We start from the raw sequence: 24,344 nt of genomic DNA on the forward strand, positions 1-24,344 counted from the left end.
TTTAAATTCTCCTGTTAAATTAGAGCATTACCCAAACACCAGTAACAGCTGCAAATAAACCAACTAACCAAAATACAATGTCAATCTTCCATTCACTCCAACCACTCATTTCAAATGAATGGTGGATGGGGGTCATTTTAAAAATTCTCTTTCCAGTTAAACGATAACAAGAAACTTGAATAATTACGCTGAGAGTTTCTACTACGAATAATAATCCAATCCATAGTAATGAAAGTTCATGATGAAGCATAATTGAAACGGCTGCTAAGGCTGCCCCTAAGGCTAATGAACCCATATCACCCATGAAAATTTTAGCAGGTTTGTGATTAAATACTAAGAATCCAAGTAAGGCCCCGACAATTGTTAAACAAAATGCCATTACTTCATATTGTGCTTGAGCATAAGCAACAACGGCATATGCTCCAAAAGAAATTGCTGATAATCCACTAGCTAATCCATCAAGACCATCAGTTAAATTAACGGCATTTGAAAAACCAGTAATCCAGAAAATTACAAATAGAATATAGAAGAATCCTAAGTATAAATCTGTTCCAAAGAAATTAATTGCCATTGGAAATCCGTTTGCGTAATAAACAAGTGCAAAGATTAGTGATCCTACTACTTGAAGGGCAAATTTTTGCCAAGCTTTAAATCCATCATTTTGATGATTAAAAACTTTAATACTATCGTCCCACATTCCAATTAAACCAAAGAAAAGGAAGACAAACATTAAAATAAGTAGGCTTGCATTCAAAGCATGAAAAACAAATCCATAAACTAGGCCTGTAATAATTGTGGCAGTAATGAAACCTAAACCACCCATTGTAGGTGTTCCACCCTTTTTAGCATGCCAGCTTAATCCCTGGGTCCAAATTACTTGACCTTCTTTATGTGCTCTAAAATATGAAATTAAAAATGGAGTAATAATTAATGTTAAGAAAAATCCTCCAAGTAGTGGTAATAACCATGCCATGATAATAAATTCCTTTCATTTCTATACTTAATATATTTTTATTTTGTTAATTTAACATCTAATTGCGCGTGCTCATCAAACTCTTCGCCTGGCTTAATACTTTGATCAGAAGCATTTCCTTCACCGTTAAATGCTACTTTAACGTTAGTTAATGAAGCAAAATCTTCTATTTCCTCACGAGTCCATCCAGATAAATCAGGCATTGTCATCCTTCCATCAGTTACCAGCATTACTCTGCGGGAAAGATCCTTAGGTGCATCTGCAGCAGGATTTTGTTTCACCACTGTTTTACCTTTTCCAACTACAACGTTTTGAATTCCCTTAGAATTCAACTTGTTTTGCGCTTCAGATAGGGGATTCCCAACTACCTTAGGAATTTTAACTGCTTTAGCATTAGTTGGTTTATCTTCTAATGCCTTACGCATAACTACGTTAAAATTGTCACCCATAATTTTAGTAGTAGGAGTTGACACATTCTGTGGTTGTTTAACCGTTACATACATAATGTAGCGCGGTTTATCTGCTGGAACCATTTCAATAACTGAGTAAAGATAACTTTGATTGCCATTTCCATAATGACCAGTGTTATCAGCAACTTGGGCTGTCCCTGTCTTAGCGGCAACTCGATAACCATCCATCTTAAAATCTTGACCAACCGCATATGACTTATAAACGGCATCTTGCATATGTTTACGAACAGATTTAGCAGTTGATGCCTTAATTGGATGGCCAACCACCTTTGTAGGATAATTTTTAATTACCTTTTTGTTATTTGAACTTGTTATCTTAGAAATAAAATGGGGCTGAATCATTTCACCATTATTTGCAATTGCTGTAAATCCTTGTAGCATTTGCAAAGCAGTAACTTGAACCCCTTGTCCAAAGGCAGTATTAGCTTGTTCAATTGGTTCTTTAAATTGAATTTTTCCCCTTGCTTGTGCATCTACTTGTGATGAATTATTTTTTAGCAATTGGAATCGATCGATATATTTTCTCCATGTACTGGCACCCATAATCTGTTCAACGTGGGCCATCGCAACGTTACTAGACATTGCAAATCCTTGATTAAATGAAATTGTTCCCCATCCGGCTGGGTTCCAATCAGGGACTACTGCATCACCAATTTGAAATCTACCAGATTGATACGTCTGATTACCATTATAGTGACCACTATCAATTGCAGAAGCTAAAGAAAAGACTTTCATTGTTGAACCAGGTTCATATAAATCTTGACTCAATGAATCACGCCAAACATCTCCTAGTCCCTTTCCAGTTTCTGGATTAAAAGATGGGCGTTGAGCAGCCGCCACGATATTACCCGTTTTGGCATCCATTAAGATTGCATTAATACTTTTAGGATTAGCCTGTTGTTGGACTTTATTCATCTGGTTTTCTAATAAAATTTCTAGGCTAGAGTTAATGGTAGTGTGAACATTGTCACCATTTTTAGCAGCTTTTTCTTCATCATTACCTGACGGAATTTTATAACCATAATTATCCTCTTGACTAGACTTAAATCCATTTTTACCGGTCAAAAATTTATTAAAGGTATTTTCAATTCCCATTTGTCCCACTAAATTGGTTTCTTTAGTTTTCGCATTTTGAATTAAAGATGCTAATCCGACAATGTGAGAAGCAAAGACCCCGTTGGGATATAATCTGGCAGGTTTAGCGACAAAGTTCAATCCGGTTAAATGCTGTGACTCGATTTTTTTCTTTGTCATTAAACCGATGTTATTCCCGGCATTCCCAAATTCAACTTGATATGCAGACTTATTTTTGGGATTCAAAGCTTTATAAGCCGCTTTATATGAAATTGGTAAATTATCGGATAAAACTTTAGCAGTTTTGGACTTGTCTTGAACATATTCTGGTTTGCCAGCAATACTTTTTTGCTTCTTGCTAATCACAGCATATAAAGAATATGTATTGGTATCTTCAGCTAGTGGTTCATTATTCTTATCTACAATTTTTCCCCTATGCGCTTGAATTACACTACTTCGGTTATAAAGTAGCTTAGTTTTATCGGCTAAATTAACTCCATTAGCAGTTTTAAAAATGGCCTTAAACGCAAAAGAGCAGATAATCATAATGAAAATAATTGAAACAAAAATAAAAAAAATCTTACCAAAATTTCTTCTATTTCGTTCAGCTAAGTTCTGATTATACTGCTTATCTTGTTTATTCATCATCTTGTTACATCCCTTACGCTAGCATCAGCAATTGAGAGATTATCTTTTTTAACTACTCGATTAATAGCATCATTTTCCATTCCATCTAATGCTTGACTCATACTTTGATTTTCATTATTTAATCTGGAACTTTTAGTGGTTAAATTTTGTAAGGATCTTTGTGATACATTCATCGCATTTTTAGTTGACACAATTGAAACTAATAAACAAAAAGTAATAATTACTCCCAGTCCAATTAAGCATTTTTCAAATTGTGATAATGCTAAAGTAACGCTTTCTGGTTCTCTGGTAATCTGTTTTGGTGCTTGTCTAACTGTATATGTATGGCTAGAAATTTCTTTTCTAGCTAATCCGCCTTGTGCCATGGCTGAATCCCCCTATTTAATTCTTTCAATAATTCTTAATTTTGCACTATGTGATCGGTGATTTTCTAATTGTTCATTTTCACTGGGTAAGATGGGCTTTTTTTGAACCATTTTAAAATGCGGTTGCATTTCTTCAGGAATCACCGGAATATTAGGTGGTAAATTTTCAATTGTAGTTTTTTCTTTGAACATTCTTTTAACTAAACGATCCTCTAATGGTTGAAAAGTTATAACACTAATTCTTCCATGAAGTGCTAAAAGTTCGATTGCTTGTTCTAAAGAATCTTCTAATGCACCTAACTCATCATTAACTGCAATTCGAATTGCTTGAAAAACTTTTTTGGCAGGATTACCACCATGTCGTCTAGCTGCGGCAGGAATTGCATTTTTAATAATTTCAGCTAATTCAGTAGTTGTATTAATGGAATGTTCTTCTCGAATTCTTTCAATACTTCTAGCAATTGGTTTAGAAAACTTTTCTTCCCCATATCGGAAAAAGATTCGAACTAGCTGTTCATAGGGCCATTCATTAACGACTTTCCATGCATCTAAATCTTGTCTTTGATCCATCCGCATGTCTAGGCGAGCATCTTTTTGATAACTAAATCCACGTTCAGCATCATCAAACTGTGGGGATGAAACTCCCAAATCATAAACAATTCCATCAACTTCAGATACACCTTGTTCATTCAAATCTTTAGTTAAATTTCTAAAATTATCATGAATAAAAGTTAATTCATTTTCAGCTAAATATTTTTTTAAATGTTCTTTATTATACTCAATTGCATGATCATCTTGATCAAAAGAATATAGGTGTCCGTTTGTAAGCTGGGAAAGTAATAACGAACTATGCCCTCCCCCGCCAAGTGTACAATCAACATAAACACCATCTGGTTTAACATCTAAACCGTCAACTGCTTCATTCAGCATTACGGTAACATGATTAAATTCTGCCATTAACTTTCCCCCTTTAAAAGTCTAATAAATCTTCTGCAATTTCATTGAATTCATCCTGAGATTTTTCGTTATATTCATCCCATTTATCTGCATTCCAAATTTCAAACCGCGTTGATACACCAGTTAAAACACAATTTTTAATTAAATCAGCGTATTTAATCAAAGGTTCAGGTAAATTAACCCGACCTTGTTTATCAATTTCGCATTCGGTAGCAGCGGATAAAAACAAACGAGCAAATTTACGTGCATTGGCCTTATTAAATGGTAATTTATCCACTTCATCTTGAACTTTTTGCCATTCATCTGCAGTATATCCAAACAAACATCCATCTAGTCCACGTGTAATTACAAATTTGAGCCCTAATTGCTCACGAAATTTAGCTGGAATGATGATTCTGCCTTTTGAGTCAATATTATGACGATATTCACCCATAAACATTTCATCATCCACCCTTCTCCTAATAATAATTTTAGTCTACCACAATCTGCCACTTTGAACCACTTTTCTCCCATTTTTAACCACAAAAAAAGAACCTTAAGAAATAATTCAAAAAGTTCCTAATAAATAACTAATTTATAAGCTTTATACCAAAAGAAATCACGTATAAAATTAACCAATAAAGATCACTCATTCGCCAAAAAGCGATTAAAAATTTTTTGATGACAAAATCACCGGTTGAAATTACTTGATACAAAATCCAACCAAGTCCAATTAACATCCATACAAAAACTAAAATTGGTAATAAAGTATTTCCGTGACTATTCAAAGTTAAAATTGGAATCGCAACAATTGCAAAAAACGGAAATAAATCAATTGCTTTAATCCGTTTGATCCTCGAACTTTTTAGAGTTCTTTTTAAAATCAATAGGATTAAGATTCCAATAATTAAAATTAAAAATGGAGCTCTTTGACTGGTCAAAATTTGGTGGGTTGTTTCTGGGTACGAAATTAAACTCATATTATTCCTCTTTTCATTCATTTAGTTGCAATGTTGGTAATCCACAGTTAGAATTAAAACATTAGACAACGAAAGTGGTGTTAATTTTGACAAAATGGCGTGATAAAACAACTTTCCAAAAAATCTTATATGTCTTCGTATGGATTATGATTATTATTACCCTCTTGGGAGTTGTTCTCGTATCAGCATCTGCTGTATTCGAAAATATGTAATAAAAAGACTGAAGTCGATTAGACTCCAGTCTTTTTTGTTAGGAATTAATCAAGCGGTGTTTCTTGTTTATAAACTGTTCTTGGGGTACTACCCCGTTGTGGCCCAACGTATCCCCGTTGTTCCATATCATCGATAATTCGTGCAGCTCGATTATAACCAATTCTAAAACGACGTTGTAACATTGAAGTACTAGCTTTATGTTCATGGGTTACAAACGCTAAAGCTTCATCAAATAGTTCATCTTTTTCTTCATCATCGTCTTCTTGTTTCATTTCGGCATCAGTGACTACCATATTATCATCATAATCCGGTTCGCCTTCAGCTTTAACAAAGTCAACAATGTTTTCAACATCTTGATCAGAAATAAATGATCCTTGAATTCGAGTTGGTTTATTTTGATCAATTGGTTCATACAGCATATCACCACGACCAAGAAGTTTTTCTGCCCCATTGGAATCCAGAATAGTTCTGGAGTCAGTTCCACTTGAAACCGCAAACGCAATTCGCGATGGCACATTCGCTTTAATCAACCCAGTAATAACATCAACAGATGGACGTTGGGTTGCCAAAATCATATGCACTCCAGCAGCACGCCCCATTTGAGCTAACCGAATAATTGAAGTTTCGACTTCATTTGAAACTGTCATCATCAAATCAGCTAATTCATCAACAACTACAACAATATATGGAAGAGTTGGAACATCTGTCCCATTCTTTTTATTTTGTTCTCTGACAAAATCATTATAGGTATCAATCTTACGTTGACCAGTTTTGGCAAATAACTCGTAACGTTTTTCCATTTCTTCCACGACTTTATTTAAAGCACGTGCAGCTTTCTTTGGTTCTGAAACCACTGGTGAAAGTAAATGAGGAATTCCGTTATAAACACCAAGTTCAACTTTCTTAGGATCAATCAACATTAATTTAACTTGATCAGGAGTGGCTTTCAACAAGACACTCGTCAAAATCCCATTAATGGCAACTGATTTACCACTACCAGTTGATCCAGCAATTAGTAAATGAGGCATCTTAGTAATGTCACATGAAATCACATTTCCATTAACGTCTTTTCCTAATGGAACACTGAGGACTTTATCAAAACCTTTTTTACCTTGCGATTCAAAAGTATCCCTAAATGAAACCGTTGAGACTTCTTTGTTAGGAACTTCGATTCCAATCAAAGACTTTCCAGGAATCGGAGCTTCAATTCGAATATCTTTGGCTGCTAATGCCAACGCTAAATCATCACTAAGGTTTACAATCTTGCTAACTTTAACTCCAATTGCTGGATGTAATTCATATTCAGTAACTGAAGGTCCCAAACTAACATTTTTAACTTCTGCATCCACCCCAAAGCTCTTTAAAGTTTGTTGTAAAACTTGGGTATTCTTATCAATAGCCTTAATTTCTTCAGTTTGATCAGTTTTTGGAATTTGAGCTAATAAATCAGTTGAAGGTAACTCATAATCACTATTATCGGATTTAACTGGTCGTTTAAATTCTTCTGTTTTAGTTTGATTATCACTAGCCATTCTAATTTTAACGGGTGCTTTTTTAGTTTCTGGCTCTGGTTTATGTATTTCTACTTGTGGTTCGACCTTTTCAACTGGTACTTGCTTTGGTTGTGGATTACTTTCTTCCACGGGCTTAGGCATTGGCTGAACCCGTTTAACAGGCTTATTTTTGATAGCAGCTTGTTTTGCCAACTTACGTCGTTGATAACGGGCTTCCAAAACATTAGCCCAACGTTTACCACTTTCAAGCCCATTTTTAAACCACGTTCCCACTGGAATTTTGAAAAAGACAATTATCCCCGTAATCATTAACAAGACAGATAATACCTGAGTTCCTACAAAGGAGATTAAAGTATTGAAGACTTGAAGTAAACCAGCCCCAATCATCCCCCCACCAACATTAGTGATCGTGGTTGAGTTGGCTAAATCATTCATTACCGTATGCAAAGTAATATCAATAAATTGATACTTTTGTCCTAATGCACTAAACATCATAGTTGAGGCAAATAATAAATAACCAACTAATCCAATTAGAAAACCCCAAATATAACGGTCTTTGATTTTGGGTAATGGCCGTTCTACAAATAAAAATCCGCCAACGATCGCCAACAAAATCCAAATTAAACGATATGCGTTTCCTACGCCAATTCGAACTACATTAGCAAAGAAGTTTCCAATCAACCCAAAACTAAAGAATGCTAAAGCCCCAATTAAAACTAATAAAAGACCTAAAAAATTTAGTTTGTTTTCCAATAAAAATTGCATTGACCGCTGGAGAAAACCATCATTTTTCTTTTTCCGTGACTTTGGACGTCGTTTTGTTGTTTTTCTTCTAGTTGCCAAACAAACACCCCACTTTATTTTTTAAATTCAGATAATTTATCGTGTTCATAGTTATGCACTTTGTTTAAACCGGCAAAATCTTGTTGTCTTAATGCTTCATAAATTACAATTGCGGCACTGTTAGATAGATTCAACGCCCGAATGTGTGAGTCATCTTGAGGGATTCTGATTGCTTGTTCAGCATACTTTTGTTCGAATCTTTCAGGAAGACCAGTTGTTTCTTTACCAAATAGGAAATAACGTTCCTCATTGACATCAGAATAATCATGATCAGTGTAATTAAATTTACCAAATTTAGAAACCAAAAATAAGTTTTTCTTATCTTTCACCGTTTCCAAAAATTCCGGTAAACTTTCGTGATAGTGAATATCAACTTTATCCCAATAATCTAATCCAGCACGTTTTAAGTGTTTATCATCAATCGTAAAACCTAAAGGCTTGATTAAATCCAAAACTGTATCAGTTCCAGCACAAGTTCTAGCAATATTTCCCGTATTAGCAGGCATAAGTGGTTCAAATAAAACGATATGATTTGTCATTTTGTTACTCCAATTCTTTTTCTTCGATAATCTTTAACAACTAATTATAACATGCTGTTTAAAATTGCAATTCTCAATCTCTGAATTATGATATAAAAATCAGTATAATAAAAACATTGGAGGAATTTTTATGACATACGTAGTTTCATAATGTGACATTTATCGATTCTTATTGGCATTTAAACCCCGCTATTATCAACAAACTAATTTAAGAATATATTTATGTATACCTATTAATATTTAAAAAATATGGGACTTTTATGGTAACTATTAATTAGTCGTATTTTTTATATTATCTTTTAGTTTTTGCTTTCTTTTATCAATGTATTTAAGCATATTTTCTACATTTACTTACCATTTACGTTTCAAATCGTTCATTCTTTGCTTTATATTTAAACGATTTTAAACGATCTATGTTTGATTTTATCTTTTAAAGAATAGAAATAATTGCTCAGCACGTTATTTATCAATTTTTTTGTTTCTTTTTAAAAATAGATAATTGACAATTATACAAAAAAATGCGATTATAACTACAAATTGGGAGTTTGTAATTATAATCGCATTTCATTAAAGCATTTAGTTAGATATCTAACTAAATGCTTTTTTAATATGATTTACTAATAAGACTAATAACACTTTCAATCACATCATTTGATAATTTCCCTTTCACAACAACGTGTCTAGCTTCTGGATCGATTGTTTTCTCTTGATCAGTTAAAATATCTCCATGAACGATCTCGCCTTTAGGTATCTTAACCCTTGTCGGAAACGTTTTAGTAGTGCTAGTGATTGCAACAACTTTAACTAATCCAGTATGAGAATTAAAACTTTCATTTGAAACCACTAACACCGGGCGTCTTCCATTTTGTTCATGCCCAGCAACTAATGGTTCTGGGTCACAAAATAAAACATCGCCTTGTTGTAAGAGTTTATCATCGTACATATTATGTACCTTTCTAAATGCAGCTTTTATAGTCATCAGTGTCTATACGTTTTATAAGCAATTGGACTTTAGATACATAATTAAATTACTTCTTTTCCGACTGGTTTACCCCAAGCTTCTTTAAATTCATCAGGGTTATTTTTCTCATAACCTTTTAAATCAAAATTATCGAACAAGGCATCGAATTCATCAGCCTTGTTTCTTCTTTTTTTGCTCAAAATAATGCTTCCATCATTTGAATCTACATTAATATTAAATTTTTGATCAGTTACATCTACTATCCCAATCTGTTTCAAAATTGTTTTTGGAATTATAATTCCATTACTATTTCCAAAACGTCTTAGCTTCAAAGTTTCCATAACTGATTAACTCCTAACATATGCATAACAAACACTCCCCTTATATTCAATAATAACTTGTGGAATATCCACAATTCAATGTTACCACATTGTTATAACTTGGTGAAATATAACTGCTAATATTTATTTTTTGATAATTATCAAAAGTTTGTTGGTTGTTTTAAATACGCAAATTGGACCATTCAAAAAATAAGCAAAACAAAAAAGCCCACTCAGTTAAGAGTGAGCTTTTTTGCATCATTATAATATATGTCCGGTACATGGACGGTTACATTGTAACATTAGATAGTATTTATGCATAATAAAAAGGATCCCTTTTCCACGGGATTCTTTCCTTAAATCAGAAATAAAAAAATTAATGTACTTCCAAAGTTGGAAGTACATTAAATATATCAAATTAATCATTCAATACAAATTTTTAGCTTGTTAACCTATTAACATTGAATATAACAAAAAATCTTATTATTTTAAATAAGATCTAGTTCCATGCGGAAGACATTTGTTTGATCAAGTAATTTTTCAATTCTTCCATATCTTCTATATATCTTATTCTTTTTATATCTTCACTACGCTGATTTCTTCTATGAAAAGAATGACATTCACAATTTGTACAGACAAATTTAGCATTTTTAAACATGTTCAAATTATCTTTATTCCCAAGAATTCCATTGACAAGCTTAATTTTTTCACTTAATATGTAGTTTTTTTCATCTATATTTTCTGTGCTAATAATCATTTCACTCTTAATTATATATTCATATAAGTCTCTTTCAACATCAAAGATTTTGGTATTTCTATTGAATGAAATACCAAAAGAATATATAAGCACTGAAACAAGAAATGGAAAAAGTATAGTAGCTATTTTAGCACAATAGCTATTAATACGTGTAAAAACAATTGTTCCAATGCAACTAACTAAAAGAATTGTTAAGATAACTTTTGAAAGCAAAATATTTTTAACAAAATTATTTTTCAAAATATTACATCCCCTTTTTGGGCAATTATAACACTTATATAGATTTAAAAATATGCAAAACAAAAAAGCCCACTACCAATTAAGGTAGTGAGCTTATTTTGTGTCCGATACATAAAGGAACTTATTAATTATCTATAAAAATAGATTGGTTGTCCAGTATAAATGATTGAATAATATCCATTGGTAAATACATCTAGATTATTTGCAACAATTGTTTGCCAACTATCTCCAATTAAATAACTTAATCTCGTTAAGCTATCACCTGGTTGTACGTAGCGAACACGTTGAGTTAACTTATTTTCATTTAAGTTGTAGTGGTTAAAATTATTTACTAATAACTTTTGTCCTGGGTAAATTAAATTGCTTACTTGATTATTAGCTTCTAACGTTGCCACACTATCACCAACTTTATTACTAATACTGTTTAAAGTATCACCCGATTGAACTGTATAAATCTGTGGATTCCACGCAGGCTTAGCTGGTTGAGGTTGTGGTGCAATCGGTTGATCACTCGGATTTACGTTAGTGTTCTTAGTATAGCCATTATCAGTAATGCCAGTTAAATCAACATCTAAATCACGTGGTGTGTAATTATATTGCCACATAGCTACGTTATCATACGTAGGAAAATGATTGAAATCAGGTTCAATATCACCTGAATACCAATATTCAGCCAACCACAAGCTGTTAGGAAATTGCTTAATAATTTCACCTACATTTACCGTTTGATTTAAGTAATTACGACTACTATAAAGTACAGGAGTAAAGTCAGCTTGCTTAATTAGTTGCATGGCGTAGATAACGTTGGCAGTATTAGCTTCCTTATCTGCTGATGCACCTTCTTCCCAATCCACCCCAATGTCAGAACCGTAAGGTGTTTGAATCTTAGATAGGAAATAGTCCATGGCTGCTTTAGTTTGTGCTTGGTTAGCACCATCTTGCAACCAAACGTAACTATGCATTCTAAAGCCATCGTTACGTCCTTGATTGACTTGATATGAGTAAGGAGCTTGATCATAAATCCAACCATTAATCGTTCCACCAATTTGTGCAAACGAAAACTTATCTTTACCAGTAACGTTGATCACTGATGATTGATATTTTGATACATCTGTTCCTAAGTCTCCATGTTTAGCATTAGCAGTTAGAGATAAACACGTTAAAAATAATGGGATAATTATTAGGCTGGGTAAAATTTTCTTTACTTGCATATATTTTCCTTTCACAAATAAAAAAGACTCTTAGCCAATCTACTAAAAGTCTTATAGTTTCTTATCTTTTTCATCTGGAACTGGATTATCGGTATGAATTGAACCAGTCCGCATTTTTTGTTCAATTTTCTTTTCATCAAAATATTGTTTCCATTTAGGGTCAAAAGGTAGCCCCATTGCAATCCAATTTTCAGCAAGGCTAGTTAATTGCGCATAGGCTAAATATGCAATGACCGCATCACCAAAATAGCCATACCCCATAATATCTACATAAGGATACAAAAACATTGGAATCACAATAATCATTACATGTTTAGCTAAGCCATTAACCGATATTGTGGAATTTACCTTCTTTAATAACCAACCTCGAACAGTTCCTAATAAAACGTCCGCAATGACTACTGCAATCAGTGCTTGAAACATAAAAGAGCCAAATCCTTTATCCATAGAAGTTAAATATAGATGAAAGAACGTTACTGTGTGCATTATTTTTAAACTCCTATATTGCTATTTTGAATCAGTTGTATTTTGTGTATTAGGATCGGTCGTATTTTCAGTATCTGATTTAGTTTCTTCACTCAAAGAAAAAGCCTTACCGTTAAAATCAGTAAGGTCTTTTTGAATTTCTGTTTTATTTTCATTGTAAAGTGTTTGATTAACGACATTCGCATTCAAACTAATTGATCCATTTTCACTAACATTTGCTGATAAAATCATTGCAGGTGTACCATTAATTTCTGATGTTCCGTTAAAGTTAATCGATTTTTTTGTTTCTAGCATTTTTATTCTCCTTATTTTCCTTCTGTAAAGCCAGCGTCTTCAAAGGCATCAAGTAATACTCCGTAAGCAATCAAATTATTCCCTTGTAGTTCGTTTTCATAATTAATTAGAGCATTAAACAACAATTGTAATTGTTCAACATAATCATCAACGGTTATTAAAGCATTTTCTTGATACATTTCATTTTGAGCTAAAGAAAAAGATGGTATTTTAGATTTTTCAATATCTAAAGTGCCATCTTCTTTAATTTTTGCTGTGCCATTTTTGTCTAGATTAGCGTATCCTTTAGCAATTTCTAATCTATCTTCGTTAATTTCAGTCAATTTATTATTTAAAAGCTTTATAAACCTAAAACGGGCTCGATTAACTTTCCCACCACTTAAGCTAATATCTTCTAGAAAGCTAATCATTGCTTCCACATTACCTTTAGTTAATTTAATTTGCATATTATTATCTCCTAATTCCAAGTTGATCCAGTTCCAATTGAATGAATGACATCATTCATACTATAGCGAGATCCATTAATAACTACGAATACATCAGTATCACCAAACATAATAAATGATCGACCTCTACCAAGAGTTGGTAAATTATATTTACCATCTAGCATTGAATTACGCATTTCAAGAGTTGCACCATTATGTCTAATATCTCCGCTTACTAATTGCAATCTAGGCTCAATAACTAACGTATCTGGGTCAACACCCGTATAACCATTCTTGTAATAAGCCATTTTAATTTCATAATTAGAATTATTATCAGAGTGTGAACCCCAACCGATATAATCACCACTAGCATCAACGTCCATCATTAAACCATTAAAGTAGTGATTATCTACCATGCGATTAGCATGTATCCAACCAACCTGTTCGTTGTTTTCGGCGTCATTAACACGCATACCAGTTTTATTCATAATAAATACTGCTTGATTATTGTCATCACGCATTACAAGGCTTGTAGGTGTTAATTGTAAATTGGCAAGGCTATTGTCTAATCCAACTAAAATATGACCAGCAGCAATTTTATCTGCTGTAATTGAACCAGAAACAATATTATTACCACGAAGATTAATAACATTAATCGCATTAGCGTCAATCGTTCCCGCTGTTAATTTACTAGCACTCATGGTATCAATCATTCCATTCTTAATGACGGCATTATCTATTACAGTTTGACCTGTAATATGAGTACGTTTTCCATCGATTAAAATACCTTCGGTACTAATGTTAATCTGATTGACCACATCATTTTTGGATACTTTCAAATTAATGTTATTACTTAGCACAGAGATATTACCGCTATTACGGTTAATAGTTCCCCATGCATTCTTAGTGTCTGTTACATTAGCACTTAAACCGTCCGCAAGCTGTGTAGTTTTACTTATAAAGTCTGCATTGCTAACTTTTGTATTGATACTATCTGACAATTGTGTAATTTGAGACTGTGTAGCTAAATCGATAGGAGCAGGTGACCAGTCCGTAGCTACATTGCCTTCTTCAACCTTAATTCCAGCAACGTATAATGCACCTCCATTATCATATGATTGTTCAATATCAGCCCGAAGACCATTAGGATTGACATTGTCACTTGCAACAAAGGTAGCACTGTAACGGTGCCATTGTGTAGAAATGTTATCCGTTAATTGTGCCCAACTACGTGGCGAATAAAAGCGAATATCACATTTGGTACTTCCAGACTCAGAAGTACGTAGCCACGCACTGACAGTGTAGGTTTTACCAGCCTCTAACCAATCCTCAATAACTGAAAAACAAACACTACCATAAGCTCCTAGTGCCCAAGTAGTCGTAAAATCCTTGTACCAATTGTCATGATTGCCTTCTATCCCAGCATTATTATTGTTCCAAGTATTAGCAAAGCTCTTAGTTCCTGTTAATAAATTGGTACCACCAACCTTAATATTATTAATTGCAGTCACATTTGATTGAATTCCGTTTGCTAACTGTGTAACTTTGCTTTCATAGTCTGCATTGCTTACCTTAGTTTGAATTTCGTTATCTAACTGAGTAATCTGTGATTGTTTAGCCATATCATCGGGGTTAGGCGTCCAATCAGTCGCAATGTTTCCTTCTTCTAGCTTCATACCACACACGTTAAATTGTTCAAGATTTCCCATATCAGCAGCTTCAATGTCAGTACGCCAACCATATGTAGTGTCTGGACCAGTAGCTGTAAATGTTACATGATATCTTTGCCAATCATTGGTAATGTGGTGTGTAATAGCTATAGTTTGATAAGGACTAAACCAATTTAGTTGGCAGTCGCTTTCCTTATCCCCTTTTATCCATGCACTAGCTGTATATTGATGACCAATAATTAAATTATCTGTAACATCTTCACACATTGCAGCCCATGTTCCACGAGCCCAATAGCTGACCAGTCCTTTGTACATTAAATCTAGGTTGCCTTCTATTCCAGCAAAATTGTAAACTTGCCAATCTTGTAAATCACCTGTGTGATGTAACAAGTTTCTACCACCAATTTGTAAATTATCAATTTTTGAGACTGTTGATGATATCCCATTACTTAATTGTGTAATTTGAGAATAAAAAGTATCGCTACTAACCTTTGACTGAATAGAAGAATCTAATTGAGTTACTTTAGAATTAAAATCAGAACTATTAACTTTAGTCTGAATGGCATTATCAACCTGTTGAATTGAACTATGGAATTCATTGCTATCGACCTTTGTTAGTAAGCCATTTTTAGCATCATTGGCAATCGTAATAGCACTGTCTGCACTATTTTTAATGTCGTCAGTTTTCTTATCGACATTTAATATTTGAGTATTTAAACTATCAACCTTTGTTTCATTTTTTAATAAATCATTATTAAAATCAGATAACTTTTTATCATTCGCAGTAAGTTTATTGTTAATTTCAGCTTGTGCGCTGGTTGTATCAAGTTTTAACTGGTTAACATCTTTTTCAGCTTTATCAACTTTGTTTTCAATCTGCTTGCCAGTAGTATCGTCAATCAAAATAATCCATTGTCCGTCTTCATATTTTTTCATGACAACAGTTCCATCAAGCTGCCTGTCGTACCAGATTGTTCCTTCCTTAGGATTGGTAGGTTCATTAGACCCCCACTCAACCGTAGTACCTGCATTATCAATGGCAAAGTTTGCTTGTGAAGTAGCTTGATCAGCAATATCACGTGCTTTATAAGCTTCTGACTGCACACTTCTATATCTATCTGCGGCAGTTTGAACGAGTTTGTCTCCTAAAGTAATTTGAGAGGCTTGCTCGTTTTTTCTATTCCACTCAATTTTAATAACACGAGTTTGATATTTAATATCTAAGTCATAGCGAACAATTGCTACGGTTTCTCCAAGACTTAAAAATCCCACATCTCCGACAGTTGCACTAAATTGCACTGCTGGAATTGCAGACTTTTGTAAACTTTTCCATGTTTCTTTTAATAAATTGGTTGGATCTTCTTCATTTTGAAATTCAACAATCCCAAATCTTGGCGTACCATCAGAATAACCAAATTCTTTAGTAGCTTGTGACCATTCAACCCATTCTTGCCCTTTTGGCTTATCAACTGGATCTCCCTTAGCTTGCGACCATTCAACATCAGCAAAAGTAATCTTACGACTATATCCGCCTGTATCATTACCGTTTTCATCTTGTTCAGCAATCCCAGCTCCACGACCAATTAAGGCTGTATAGACATCAGTGTCATCTGACTCTTTAACAATTTGGAGTGCACTTTTACCATAAACAAAACGTTTACCTCTGTTACTTCCCATTTGTTTATAGAGATTTACATATTTACGGGTAATCTTATTCCCCTCAATATTAATAAATGGTTGAATTTCAACCGTCCAAGTGTCCTCAATCGACTTAATGGCATCTAAATAAGTTAAATAATAAAAACTAGTGTCATGTAGTTCTGCTTGACTTGAGGTTAACTCTGAATCTACAAAGTCAATATTCCATCTAGTGTTAGCCAAAATTAATCTAACTGCGTCAGCAGCATTAATGGAATTTGGGCGCTTATCTTTAATGTACCCATAAGCTTTTAAATCATCATAGAAAGCATTCACACCTTGAATGATAATATCATCATTTTCCAGTTTTACTGTCGTCTTACGGTAGAGCCATAAGTTATGCTTATTATCACGATCAGGAACAGCAAAATACCTAACATCGTCTAAATTTAATGATTTATCTAAAGTAATTGTCCCGTTTAAAACATCAGCTTGGTTGATTTCTAGTGATTGAGTTAGGTCTATGATTTTGCTATCAGGAATTACTCCAATAACGTTTTCATGTTTATCAATAAGAAACAAATTCATAGTCTAACCTCCCTATATGTGATGTTTAAATTGCCCGAAATACTCGTTTTGATGTTATTAGTCATTGCAAAGTCTTCTATGTCTGAGCTGTATCCAAACCATTCTGTATGAATGGTGCCATTAAGCATAATCAATGGTTCTTGAGGGAAGATTTTAATCGTATCTCCTAATTTAACCGTTCCATCAATAATCATGGCTTGATTTAAATCATTAGTTAATGTGAATTTACCTACATCTGCTTGCGGTGTGAAATCAATTTCAACAATTTTAGCTTTATTTTTAAGCTCAACTGTTCCATTTGATTGTTTAGCTATCCCATATTTAAATGGATCAGAACAAGTGATTGTAAAGGAACCCTTAGCAAACAAAGCTCCTTTATCTGGTGGGATAAAATCACTTATTGTTCCTTGATAATACCAATTAGGATCGTCTTTAAAAGAAAACCAGAACTGTTTATCAAGCAGAAGATTAGTTAATAAATCTAGCTTCTCAATAAATTGTTCTGGTGTTTGTGCATCTATTACATATTCAATTTCAATTTCTCTAGGTGGCAAAGTGGCGCCTAAATACATTTGCCCGTCACCACCATTAATTTCATTTGCATTTAACTTATAGCCAAGCATTCCCCGACCATCAACGGTCAAGGTTTGATATCCAGAAATTAAATTCTCAATAAAGTTATTAGAATTATGTAAATACATTGCTTCAGACGGTAGTAAATCAATTGGTAAATCTGATGAACTAGGATTTAAATCCTTAAATTCATATTTATTAATGTTAATAACCTCCCTAATATTTAATTTCTAGTTGTGTATCTTGGTTTTGTTGATTTGTAATATCATTTACAAATGCTTTGTAATTTTGATTACCTAAATTCAAATTAATTTGTGCTGGTTGAGCAGTTAATGTCAATTCAGCATTAGCAGTTGCATTAAATTGATGATCAATTGAAGCATTGGCGCTAGCAATACTATCTGACAAGTCTTTAGCACGTAAATTAGGTATAATATCTTTTCCATCAATATCTGGAATTGCTGCTTGTACCATAGAATTGCTTGCTTGTTCTACAGTTTTGATGTTTTTCATAATACCGATCGCCATACCAGCTGGAATAAAGATACCCACTTCACGTTTAAAAACCTTAGATGGTGATGCAATTCCAAGCTTACGTTTAACGGCTGACAGAGCTTTGCCAGCTGCAGCAACAGCTGCATTAACCATTTGTGCTCCACCTTGAACAATACCATTTGCCAGTCCAATCATCATATTGAAACCAACCCCATGAAAACTAAATCCTTGTAAAGCACTTTTAACAGCATTACCGTTACTTTTACCTGAATTCCTACTACTACTCATCCCTTTCATAACACCTTGTACAAATTTATTAATAAGTTCATGACCAGATGATAATACTTGTCCTAACGTATACCCAACTCCATACACAAATTTCATGACTGCTTCTCTAGCTTTATCCGCAATTCTAGGTATTGCATTAGCTAATCCTATTACGAATTTTCCAATCAAATCAACAGCTGCATTGATAATATTGCCTAAATTATTAGCAACACCTTCAATAAACTTAACAACTACATTTACACCCGCTGTTACTAAATCTCCAATATTACTTGCGATACCATTTAAAACGCTTACTACAAATTGAATACCTGCAGTAATTAGTTTTGGCATGTTTTGAGTTAATCCTCCCAAAAATGTAACAATTAAATTTGTAGCTGATTCAATCAATTGTGGAAGATTTTGGGCGATACCGTCCATTACACTGGTAACGAAGTTAACACCAGCGGAAATTAATTGTGGCATTTGTGAAGCTAAAGTATTCAAGAATGTAACAACCACATTTATAGCAGCTGGAACAATCTGGGGTATAGCTGACACAATACCTTGCAAAAATGAAACAATTAAAGTTACACCATCTTGTATAATTTGTGGCATAGCAGAAGCAATAGCAGTAGTAAATGCTGTTAATATTGCCACAAAACTAGCGACTACTTGTGGCGCCATAGTAACAATTATAGTCGTAAATGCTATTAGTAAATTAGTCATACCCATAATTAAGGTAGGCGTAGCAGCTAAAATAGCTGTACTAATAGCTAAAAACATTTGTGCAAATCCCATAACTACTGTTGGAGCTAATGTAACCACAGTTGTAACAATTCCTGCCATCATCTGTGTAATACCGATAATTACTCCTGGAACAGCTGCAAGTACCATTGCTCCTAAACTTTGAATCATTGTACCGAACGTTTGACCGATAATTGGCGCAATAGTTGCAAATGATTGTCCAAATGCTTGTACTTTAGCAATCGTAGCTTGAGTATTACCACCAAATAATGTTAATCCAGCAGTAACCAACGTTAATGCTGCAATAACTATACCAACGGGACTAGCAACCATTGTGAAAGCAGCACCTAATCCTTTTACAGCAACCCCAGCAATACCAGTTTTACCACCAGCTTCAATCATTTTAGCGCCTAAATTTCCTATTAATCCACCGGCACCACTAATTGCACCACTGAAAACGCCAGAAAAACTAGCTGCTAAGCTGCCTACTTTGCTGAGTAAACCACTAATAAGACCACCCGTTGAACCGGTAGTACTGCCTAAACTTTTCAATGCACTTGAGGCAACATTTGTGCCAGATCCAACTGTTGCAGCTTTAGTTCCTAATGTTCCAATTAAGATACTTACTAACTTAATTGGAGCAGCAATAGCAACCGCAGCACCAGCAAAGCCAATCATTTTACCGATTACACTTTGCATTGGTTGGGGTAACTGTCTCCACATAGCTATTAATTTATTTATTGCATTTGATACAACGCCAATTACAGCTGCCATACCGTTAAACACAGATTGCCATGGTATAGCGTTAATAACGGTAGCTAAACTATTGCCAATTAATTCTGCTAGTTTACTAATACCACCAACTACAATATTAATGGCATTACCACCACGACCAGAAAATGCTGAGCTAAAGGCGTTTCCAACGTTACCTACTGCGCTACGTAAAGCACTACTCTTGCTGTATGCTAATCCTAGAACTGCTATTACACCCATAATACCAACTGTCGCTAAGCCCCAAGGACTAACTAAAGTAGTGCCTAGTGATTTCATAGAGCTTCCAATCTTAGTTACATTACTCAAAAAGCCACCGACAGCAGTTACTGCTACCCCAATTGCTGGTGATAGCCCAATAAAGCCACGAATAACTTCAGCTACACCGCTGTGACTTGCACTAGCCCATTGTAAAGCACTGTTAATCATTCCTAAATAACCAGACGTGATCCCTTTTGCACCTTGCATCGACGTATTAACAAGTGAGTCCCAATTACCTTTAACTTGTTCAAGGCTAGATCCTACGTTTTTTTGCATTTCTGCCGCTTGTCCTTCAATAAACTTTCCGGCAGTACCAGCTGTTGCACTATCTCTTTGTACAGCATCACTAAATGCATTCCAACTTGTTGTAGCAGATCCAGTTTTATCTTTCATACTATCAAGCAAAGGAAGCATTGCTCCCATACCAGCAGTACCAAATAAAGTTTTAAGAGCTGCCGCACGTTGTGCTGGTTGTAAACCATCTAAAGCTTTATTTACATCTTCTAAGATAGTTGGGAAGGGTTTCATATTTCCTTGTGCATCAGTAAATGATAGTCCCAATGCAGACATTTCTTCTTTGGCTTTGCTACTTGGTGCCTGCATTTGAATTATAGCGTGGTTTAAATCCTGAGAAGCTTGGGCGGCACTAAAACCACGATTTGTAAGTAGACCAATAGCAACAGAAGTATCTTGCATACTCATACCCATGTTACCAGCGGCACCACCAACGTTAGCCAGTGCACTACTCATATCTTCCATGCTGGCGTTAGATAAGTTAGCCGTATCAACTAAAATAGCTGCGGCACGTTGTGGGCTTTTGAGTGAACTACCCCAAATATTCATCGCATTTTGAACTGTAGAAGCTGTTACCTTAACATCAGCTCCAGCTGCAGTTGCTGCTTCAGCAATAGCTGGAAAATATTGTTTGATTTTTGAAACATCTAACCCAGCTTGAGCCATTTCAACCATTGCATCAGCACTATCTTGCGCACTCAATGGCAATGCTGCACCCATTTTATTAGCTACGTCAGCTAAACCATCAATATCCTTAGCTGTTCCGCCAGCTGTAACTGCAGCTTTATTCAAACTAGCTTCAAAATCACCAAAACTATTTAAAGCTTTAATACCAAAAGCAGTAGTTACTGCCCCCGTAATGGTTAAAGTCTTCCCTAACTTATTCGCAACATTTTGTGCATTTTCAAATGCTGAGCTAAAGTTCTTATCTACTGCGGAAAGTTGCGCTTGAACTGAATAAGTTTCTGCCATTATTTACCTCCTTTCTTTTGGATTGCTTCCCATTCTCGTTGACGTTTAACAAAAAGTTTAGCTTGTTGTTCTTGCTTATCATTTTCAGTAACAATAGCTGGTTTATAGTCTGGGTCAAAGAATGAACGAATTTTATTTTCTTGAGATACTGCATCAAAAAACTTATCGAATTTAGTGTATTTTGGTTTAGGATTCTTACTGCTACCTGTAGTAGCTTGAACTGATTGATTAAACCAACTCTGTAAGGCTAAGTTTTTCTGAATATCAACCTGCTTCAATTGATAAGCTTCAAGTCTCGTATAATATTCACTGATTGTCATAGTTTCAATCTTATACATATCATTAATGTCAAAATATCTTAGACAATCTACAACCATTTTGTGATAAGTTTGCTCGGAAGTTTCTTCTACTTGCCGAGCTTCATCTTTTTTGCTACTAACTTTGTAGCATTACTTTTAGTAATTTCGGCAATTACGTCTTTAAATAGTTTTTCTAAGTCAGCATCAGAATCCAAGTAATTAATCACTTCATCTTGTGATAGACGTGGTTTTTCCGTAATGTTTGCTGCAAATAGAATTTTAGCTAAAGCTTCTGGATCATATCCTTGTAATGCTGGAATTTGAGTAGATAGAGCCATACCAAATTTCATGCCTTTTGCTTCAAGCCCGGCAATCTTATTTAATTCTTCAACAAATCGAATACCAAATTTAAAAGCGTATTTTTTATCGTTAATAGTTAATTCCATGATTTTTTCTCCTAAATAATAAATAGCCGCCCGCTCTCACGTACTGTGCATTTATTGGCGACAAAAAGTTTAATTAAGCTTGAGTTCCTGAACCACTAGCTGGTGTAGTACCGTCTTTAAAAGGTACTCCACCTCCGTTATTAGTTCCGTCATCTTTTTCAATGCCTTTAAAGATATAGTTCATTTGGTCTTTAGCGTCATCAGGTAAGGTAGTCCAACCACGTTGTGGTGTTCCTTCAACTGAGAAAGTTGTATCACGAGTTGAATTATCGTCTGAGTCGTTATCGTTTTCATCTTCAGAAACTGTGGCACGGAAATACCAAGCAAAGTATTTATCGTCCTTAACTCGCTTACGACTAATTAACCAAACTTCAAGTTTGTCATTATCAAAAAGTGAGTCATAGAACATATCTGCAATTGAACTCGTTGAGTTAATAAATTCAACTTCAAAATCAGTTTCTACGCTGGCACTGGTTGGTACCATACCGTCCTTAGTAGCTGTAGTATCGACCTTTTTGCTTGGATCAAACTTAGCTGTTGTTTGATAAGGCAACAATTTACCCGTTTCAGTAGTTGCATCATCTAATTTACGAAAATACACAACTGTATCAATTCCTTGTAGGAATTGAAGCTCTTCTGCTGTTTCTGCCATTTTAATGACCTCCTAATAATCTAAATTCAAGTTCCAATATTCCATGTTTAAGAATAGAATTAGGAACGCTTGTATCGTCTAATAATCTTGTTGTTGACGCTTGATAATGAAATTGAACACGATAATCGCCAACATTTTCTAAATTTACTGCGTACAAAAAGAGAGTATTCATCATATCGGATACTCTCTTCCTTTGTTTTCCATCTCCCCAAATGTGAACAGTCAAAGATAAAGATCCTTGAATGCTATCAACCGTCACCATCGGAACGAATTGTACTTCTCCAATATTTACAAAAGGATAAGTCGCCTGTTCTGTCCCTAATGGTAAATGGTCATAAGTGGGGTACTGCAACGCCATTGATTCCTTAAATAGCGCATCAAACAACGCTTGTTCTGGTGCTTTATATACCATAGAACACCTCTTACTTCATTAATTTTTCTAGTTCACTAATAAAAATAGACTTTTGTATATTAAAAGCTGGTCTAACATGTGGGGTTCCTGCCATAAAGCGAGTACCGAATTCTTGATATGGCGCATATGAGATATCTGAACTTACTTTAGTAGTCATTCCATTATCAAAGTAATTAAGATGGATATCCCTACGCAAAGCACCCGTTCTAACTGGTGCAAACTTCTGTGCATTTTCCTGCATAGAAGCTCCACTGCTCTTAACTAATTTTGCAACAGCCGTTAGATCAGTTCGCTTTTTTAAGCCAATCTTCAGTTCATTTAGTCCCGTATATTTAACACTCATTGTTGCTCACCCACAATTAATGAAACCCCTTTTTGTGTATTAATAACTGTCTTAAGCACATACTTTTGGGACTGATTATTGATTGTTAAATATTGCCACTCATCAGGCAAAGAAACTCTTAATCTAATCGTCTTAGTATTGGTATTTAAAGCTCCGAATAATTGCATTTGCTGATTAGTTCCGACATCAGTAACGTTTGCATATAAGTCTGTCTTAGCATCATTACCAGACTCATATTCCCCAGTATCAGGGTTATAAACGTCATTTGTTAACTTATGGAAACTAACTAGATCACAATATCTCATTACTCGTATGGGTTTAAAGCTTGCAAGGTACCCAAAGACTTTGATGCAATATCATTTTGGGTCTTGTAGTCTTCAATATCTGCGGCGAAATCATCAAAATCACTCGATTGATAAGTGATTGATTCACCTTCCTGTGAGTAATTTGACATTCCTTCATTATTCAAGCGGTTAAATCGTCTGATAGAAACCTCAGTAACAATATATCCAAGGGAATCAGGAATATTATTATCATTATTCAAGGCAAGCTTTACTTTTAAAGAAGCGGTGGTATTTTTGATGATCAATTTAAGTAATTCGTCTTGATCATCTTTTTTTAAACCAAGCATAATTTTTACATCATTTAAATAATCTTCCATAAATACATC

General features: G+C 34.4%; 26 protein-coding genes. 1 reads left to right on the top strand and 25 read right to left on the bottom strand.

Annotation, left to right across the window (positions count from 1 at the left end; translation table 11 throughout):
* Positions 1-19 precede the first annotated feature (19 nt).
* The 6 genes from mraY to ACQW5G_RS01085 form a co-directional block, all read right to left on the bottom strand.
* Positions 20-973: a phospho-N-acetylmuramoyl-pentapeptide-transferase gene (mraY, locus tag ACQW5G_RS01060; RefSeq protein WP_429971260.1), complete on the bottom strand. Its 954-nt coding sequence runs from the start codon at positions 971-973 to the stop codon at positions 20-22.
* A gap of 38 nt (positions 974-1,011) precedes the next feature.
* Positions 1,012-3,165, bottom strand: a complete 2,154-nt coding sequence (locus tag ACQW5G_RS01065; protein ID WP_429971261.1) for a penicillin-binding transpeptidase domain-containing protein — start codon at positions 3,163-3,165, stop codon at positions 1,012-1,014.
* The gene (locus ACQW5G_RS01070; protein WP_429971262.1) at positions 3,162-3,530 is read right to left on the bottom strand and encodes a hypothetical protein; all 369 of its coding nucleotides are present in this window, start codon (positions 3,528-3,530) and stop codon (positions 3,162-3,164) included. The genes ACQW5G_RS01065 and ACQW5G_RS01070 overlap by 4 nt, the downstream gene beginning before the upstream one ends.
* Before the next feature lie 12 nt (positions 3,531-3,542).
* On the bottom strand, positions 3,543-4,487 hold the full coding sequence (rsmH, locus tag ACQW5G_RS01075) for a 16S rRNA (cytosine(1402)-N(4))-methyltransferase RsmH (RefSeq protein ID WP_429971263.1): 945 nt from the start codon (positions 4,485-4,487) through the stop codon (positions 3,543-3,545).
* A gap of 13 nt (positions 4,488-4,500) precedes the next feature.
* A complete protein-coding gene (gene mraZ, locus ACQW5G_RS01080) occupies positions 4,501-4,926 on the bottom strand; it encodes a division/cell wall cluster transcriptional repressor MraZ (protein WP_429971859.1) in 426 nt (141 codons plus the stop codon).
* A 130-nt stretch (positions 4,927-5,056) separates the two neighbouring features.
* Positions 5,057-5,446: a DUF3397 family protein gene (locus ACQW5G_RS01085; RefSeq protein ID WP_429971264.1), complete on the bottom strand. Its 390-nt coding sequence runs from the start codon at positions 5,444-5,446 to the stop codon at positions 5,057-5,059.
* Positions 5,447-5,532: 86 nt separating this feature from the next.
* Between ACQW5G_RS01085 and ACQW5G_RS01090 the strand changes: the two genes are divergently transcribed.
* Complete coding sequence (locus ACQW5G_RS01090; RefSeq protein ID WP_429971265.1) at positions 5,533-5,658, top strand: DUF4044 domain-containing protein; 126 nt, start codon at positions 5,533-5,535, stop codon at positions 5,656-5,658.
* Positions 5,659-5,703: 45 nt separating this feature from the next.
* Here the strand turns inward: ACQW5G_RS01090 and ACQW5G_RS01095 are convergent, their stop codons facing one another.
* The 19 genes from ACQW5G_RS01095 to ACQW5G_RS01185 form a co-directional block, all read right to left on the bottom strand.
* Positions 5,704-8,016, bottom strand: a complete 2,313-nt coding sequence (locus ACQW5G_RS01095; RefSeq protein ID WP_429971266.1) for a DNA translocase FtsK — start codon at positions 8,014-8,016, stop codon at positions 5,704-5,706.
* A gap of 14 nt (positions 8,017-8,030) precedes the next feature.
* Complete coding sequence (trmL, locus tag ACQW5G_RS01100; RefSeq protein WP_429971267.1) at positions 8,031-8,555, bottom strand: tRNA (uridine(34)/cytosine(34)/5-carboxymethylaminomethyluridine(34)-2'-O)-methyltransferase TrmL; 525 nt, start codon at positions 8,553-8,555, stop codon at positions 8,031-8,033.
* 604 nt (positions 8,556-9,159) lie between these two features.
* The gene (locus ACQW5G_RS01105) at positions 9,160-9,498 is read right to left on the bottom strand and encodes a type II toxin-antitoxin system PemK/MazF family toxin (RefSeq protein WP_429971268.1); all 339 of its coding nucleotides are present in this window, start codon (positions 9,496-9,498) and stop codon (positions 9,160-9,162) included.
* Between the two features lie 80 nt (positions 9,499-9,578).
* Entirely contained in the window at positions 9,579-9,857 is a 279-nt protein-coding gene (locus ACQW5G_RS01110) for an AbrB/MazE/SpoVT family DNA-binding domain-containing protein (protein ID WP_429971269.1), read from the bottom strand.
* A gap of 478 nt (positions 9,858-10,335) precedes the next feature.
* The gene (locus ACQW5G_RS01115; protein ID WP_429971270.1) at positions 10,336-10,833 is read right to left on the bottom strand and encodes a hypothetical protein; all 498 of its coding nucleotides are present in this window, start codon (positions 10,831-10,833) and stop codon (positions 10,336-10,338) included.
* 128 nt (positions 10,834-10,961) lie between these two features.
* Entirely contained in the window at positions 10,962-12,044 is a 1,083-nt protein-coding gene (locus ACQW5G_RS01120) for a GH25 family lysozyme (RefSeq protein ID WP_429971271.1), read from the bottom strand.
* A 51-nt stretch (positions 12,045-12,095) separates the two neighbouring features.
* On the bottom strand, positions 12,096-12,530 hold the full coding sequence (locus ACQW5G_RS01125; RefSeq protein ID WP_429971272.1) for a phage holin family protein: 435 nt from the start codon (positions 12,528-12,530) through the stop codon (positions 12,096-12,098).
* Positions 12,531-12,551: 21 nt separating this feature from the next.
* Positions 12,552-12,824: a hypothetical protein gene (locus tag ACQW5G_RS01130; RefSeq protein WP_429971273.1), complete on the bottom strand. Its 273-nt coding sequence runs from the start codon at positions 12,822-12,824 to the stop codon at positions 12,552-12,554.
* An 11-nt stretch (positions 12,825-12,835) separates the two neighbouring features.
* Positions 12,836-13,270 carry a DUF1617 family protein gene (locus ACQW5G_RS01135; RefSeq protein ID WP_429971274.1) on the bottom strand — a complete coding sequence of 145 codons (435 nt, stop codon included), beginning with the start codon at positions 13,268-13,270 and terminating at the stop codon, positions 12,836-12,838.
* Between the two features lie 11 nt (positions 13,271-13,281).
* Positions 13,282-17,145: a phage tail spike protein gene (locus ACQW5G_RS01140; protein WP_429971275.1), complete on the bottom strand. Its 3,864-nt coding sequence runs from the start codon at positions 17,143-17,145 to the stop codon at positions 13,282-13,284.
* Positions 17,142-17,846 (bottom strand): distal tail protein Dit, encoded by a 705-nt coding sequence (locus ACQW5G_RS01145; protein ID WP_429971276.1) that lies wholly within the window; start codon positions 17,844-17,846, stop codon positions 17,142-17,144. Before ACQW5G_RS01145 ends, ACQW5G_RS01140 begins: the two co-directional genes overlap by 4 nt.
* An 88-nt stretch (positions 17,847-17,934) precedes the next feature.
* Entirely contained in the window at positions 17,935-21,522 is a 3,588-nt protein-coding gene (locus ACQW5G_RS01150) for a phage tail tape measure protein (RefSeq protein WP_429971277.1), read from the bottom strand.
* Entirely contained in the window at positions 21,522-21,842 is a 321-nt protein-coding gene (locus tag ACQW5G_RS01155; RefSeq protein ID WP_429971278.1) for a hypothetical protein, read from the bottom strand. The genes ACQW5G_RS01150 and ACQW5G_RS01155 overlap by 1 nt, the downstream gene beginning before the upstream one ends.
* 86 nt (positions 21,843-21,928) lie before the next feature.
* A complete protein-coding gene (locus ACQW5G_RS01160) occupies positions 21,929-22,267 on the bottom strand; it encodes a tail assembly chaperone (RefSeq protein ID WP_429971279.1) in 339 nt (112 codons plus the stop codon).
* 73 nt (positions 22,268-22,340) lie between these two features.
* Entirely contained in the window at positions 22,341-22,919 is a 579-nt protein-coding gene (locus ACQW5G_RS01165; RefSeq protein WP_429971280.1) for a phage major tail protein, TP901-1 family, read from the bottom strand.
* Position 22,920: 1 nt separating this feature from the next.
* On the bottom strand, positions 22,921-23,331 hold the full coding sequence (locus ACQW5G_RS01170) for a hypothetical protein (protein WP_429971281.1): 411 nt from the start codon (positions 23,329-23,331) through the stop codon (positions 22,921-22,923).
* Positions 23,332-23,341: 10 nt separating this feature from the next.
* Entirely contained in the window at positions 23,342-23,674 is a 333-nt protein-coding gene (locus ACQW5G_RS01175; protein ID WP_429971282.1) for an HK97-gp10 family putative phage morphogenesis protein, read from the bottom strand.
* Entirely contained in the window at positions 23,671-23,979 is a 309-nt protein-coding gene (locus ACQW5G_RS01180) for a hypothetical protein (RefSeq protein ID WP_429971283.1), read from the bottom strand. The genes ACQW5G_RS01175 and ACQW5G_RS01180 overlap by 4 nt, the downstream gene beginning before the upstream one ends.
* Positions 23,979-24,335, bottom strand: a complete 357-nt coding sequence (locus tag ACQW5G_RS01185) for a phage head-tail connector protein (protein ID WP_429971284.1) — start codon at positions 24,333-24,335, stop codon at positions 23,979-23,981. Before ACQW5G_RS01185 ends, ACQW5G_RS01180 begins: the two co-directional genes overlap by 1 nt.
* Positions 24,336-24,344 lie beyond the last annotated feature (9 nt).

The sequence above is a fragment of the Fructilactobacillus sp. Tb1 genome, from assembly GCF_050500285.1.
Classification (GTDB): Bacteria; Bacillota; Bacilli; order Lactobacillales; family Lactobacillaceae; genus Fructilactobacillus.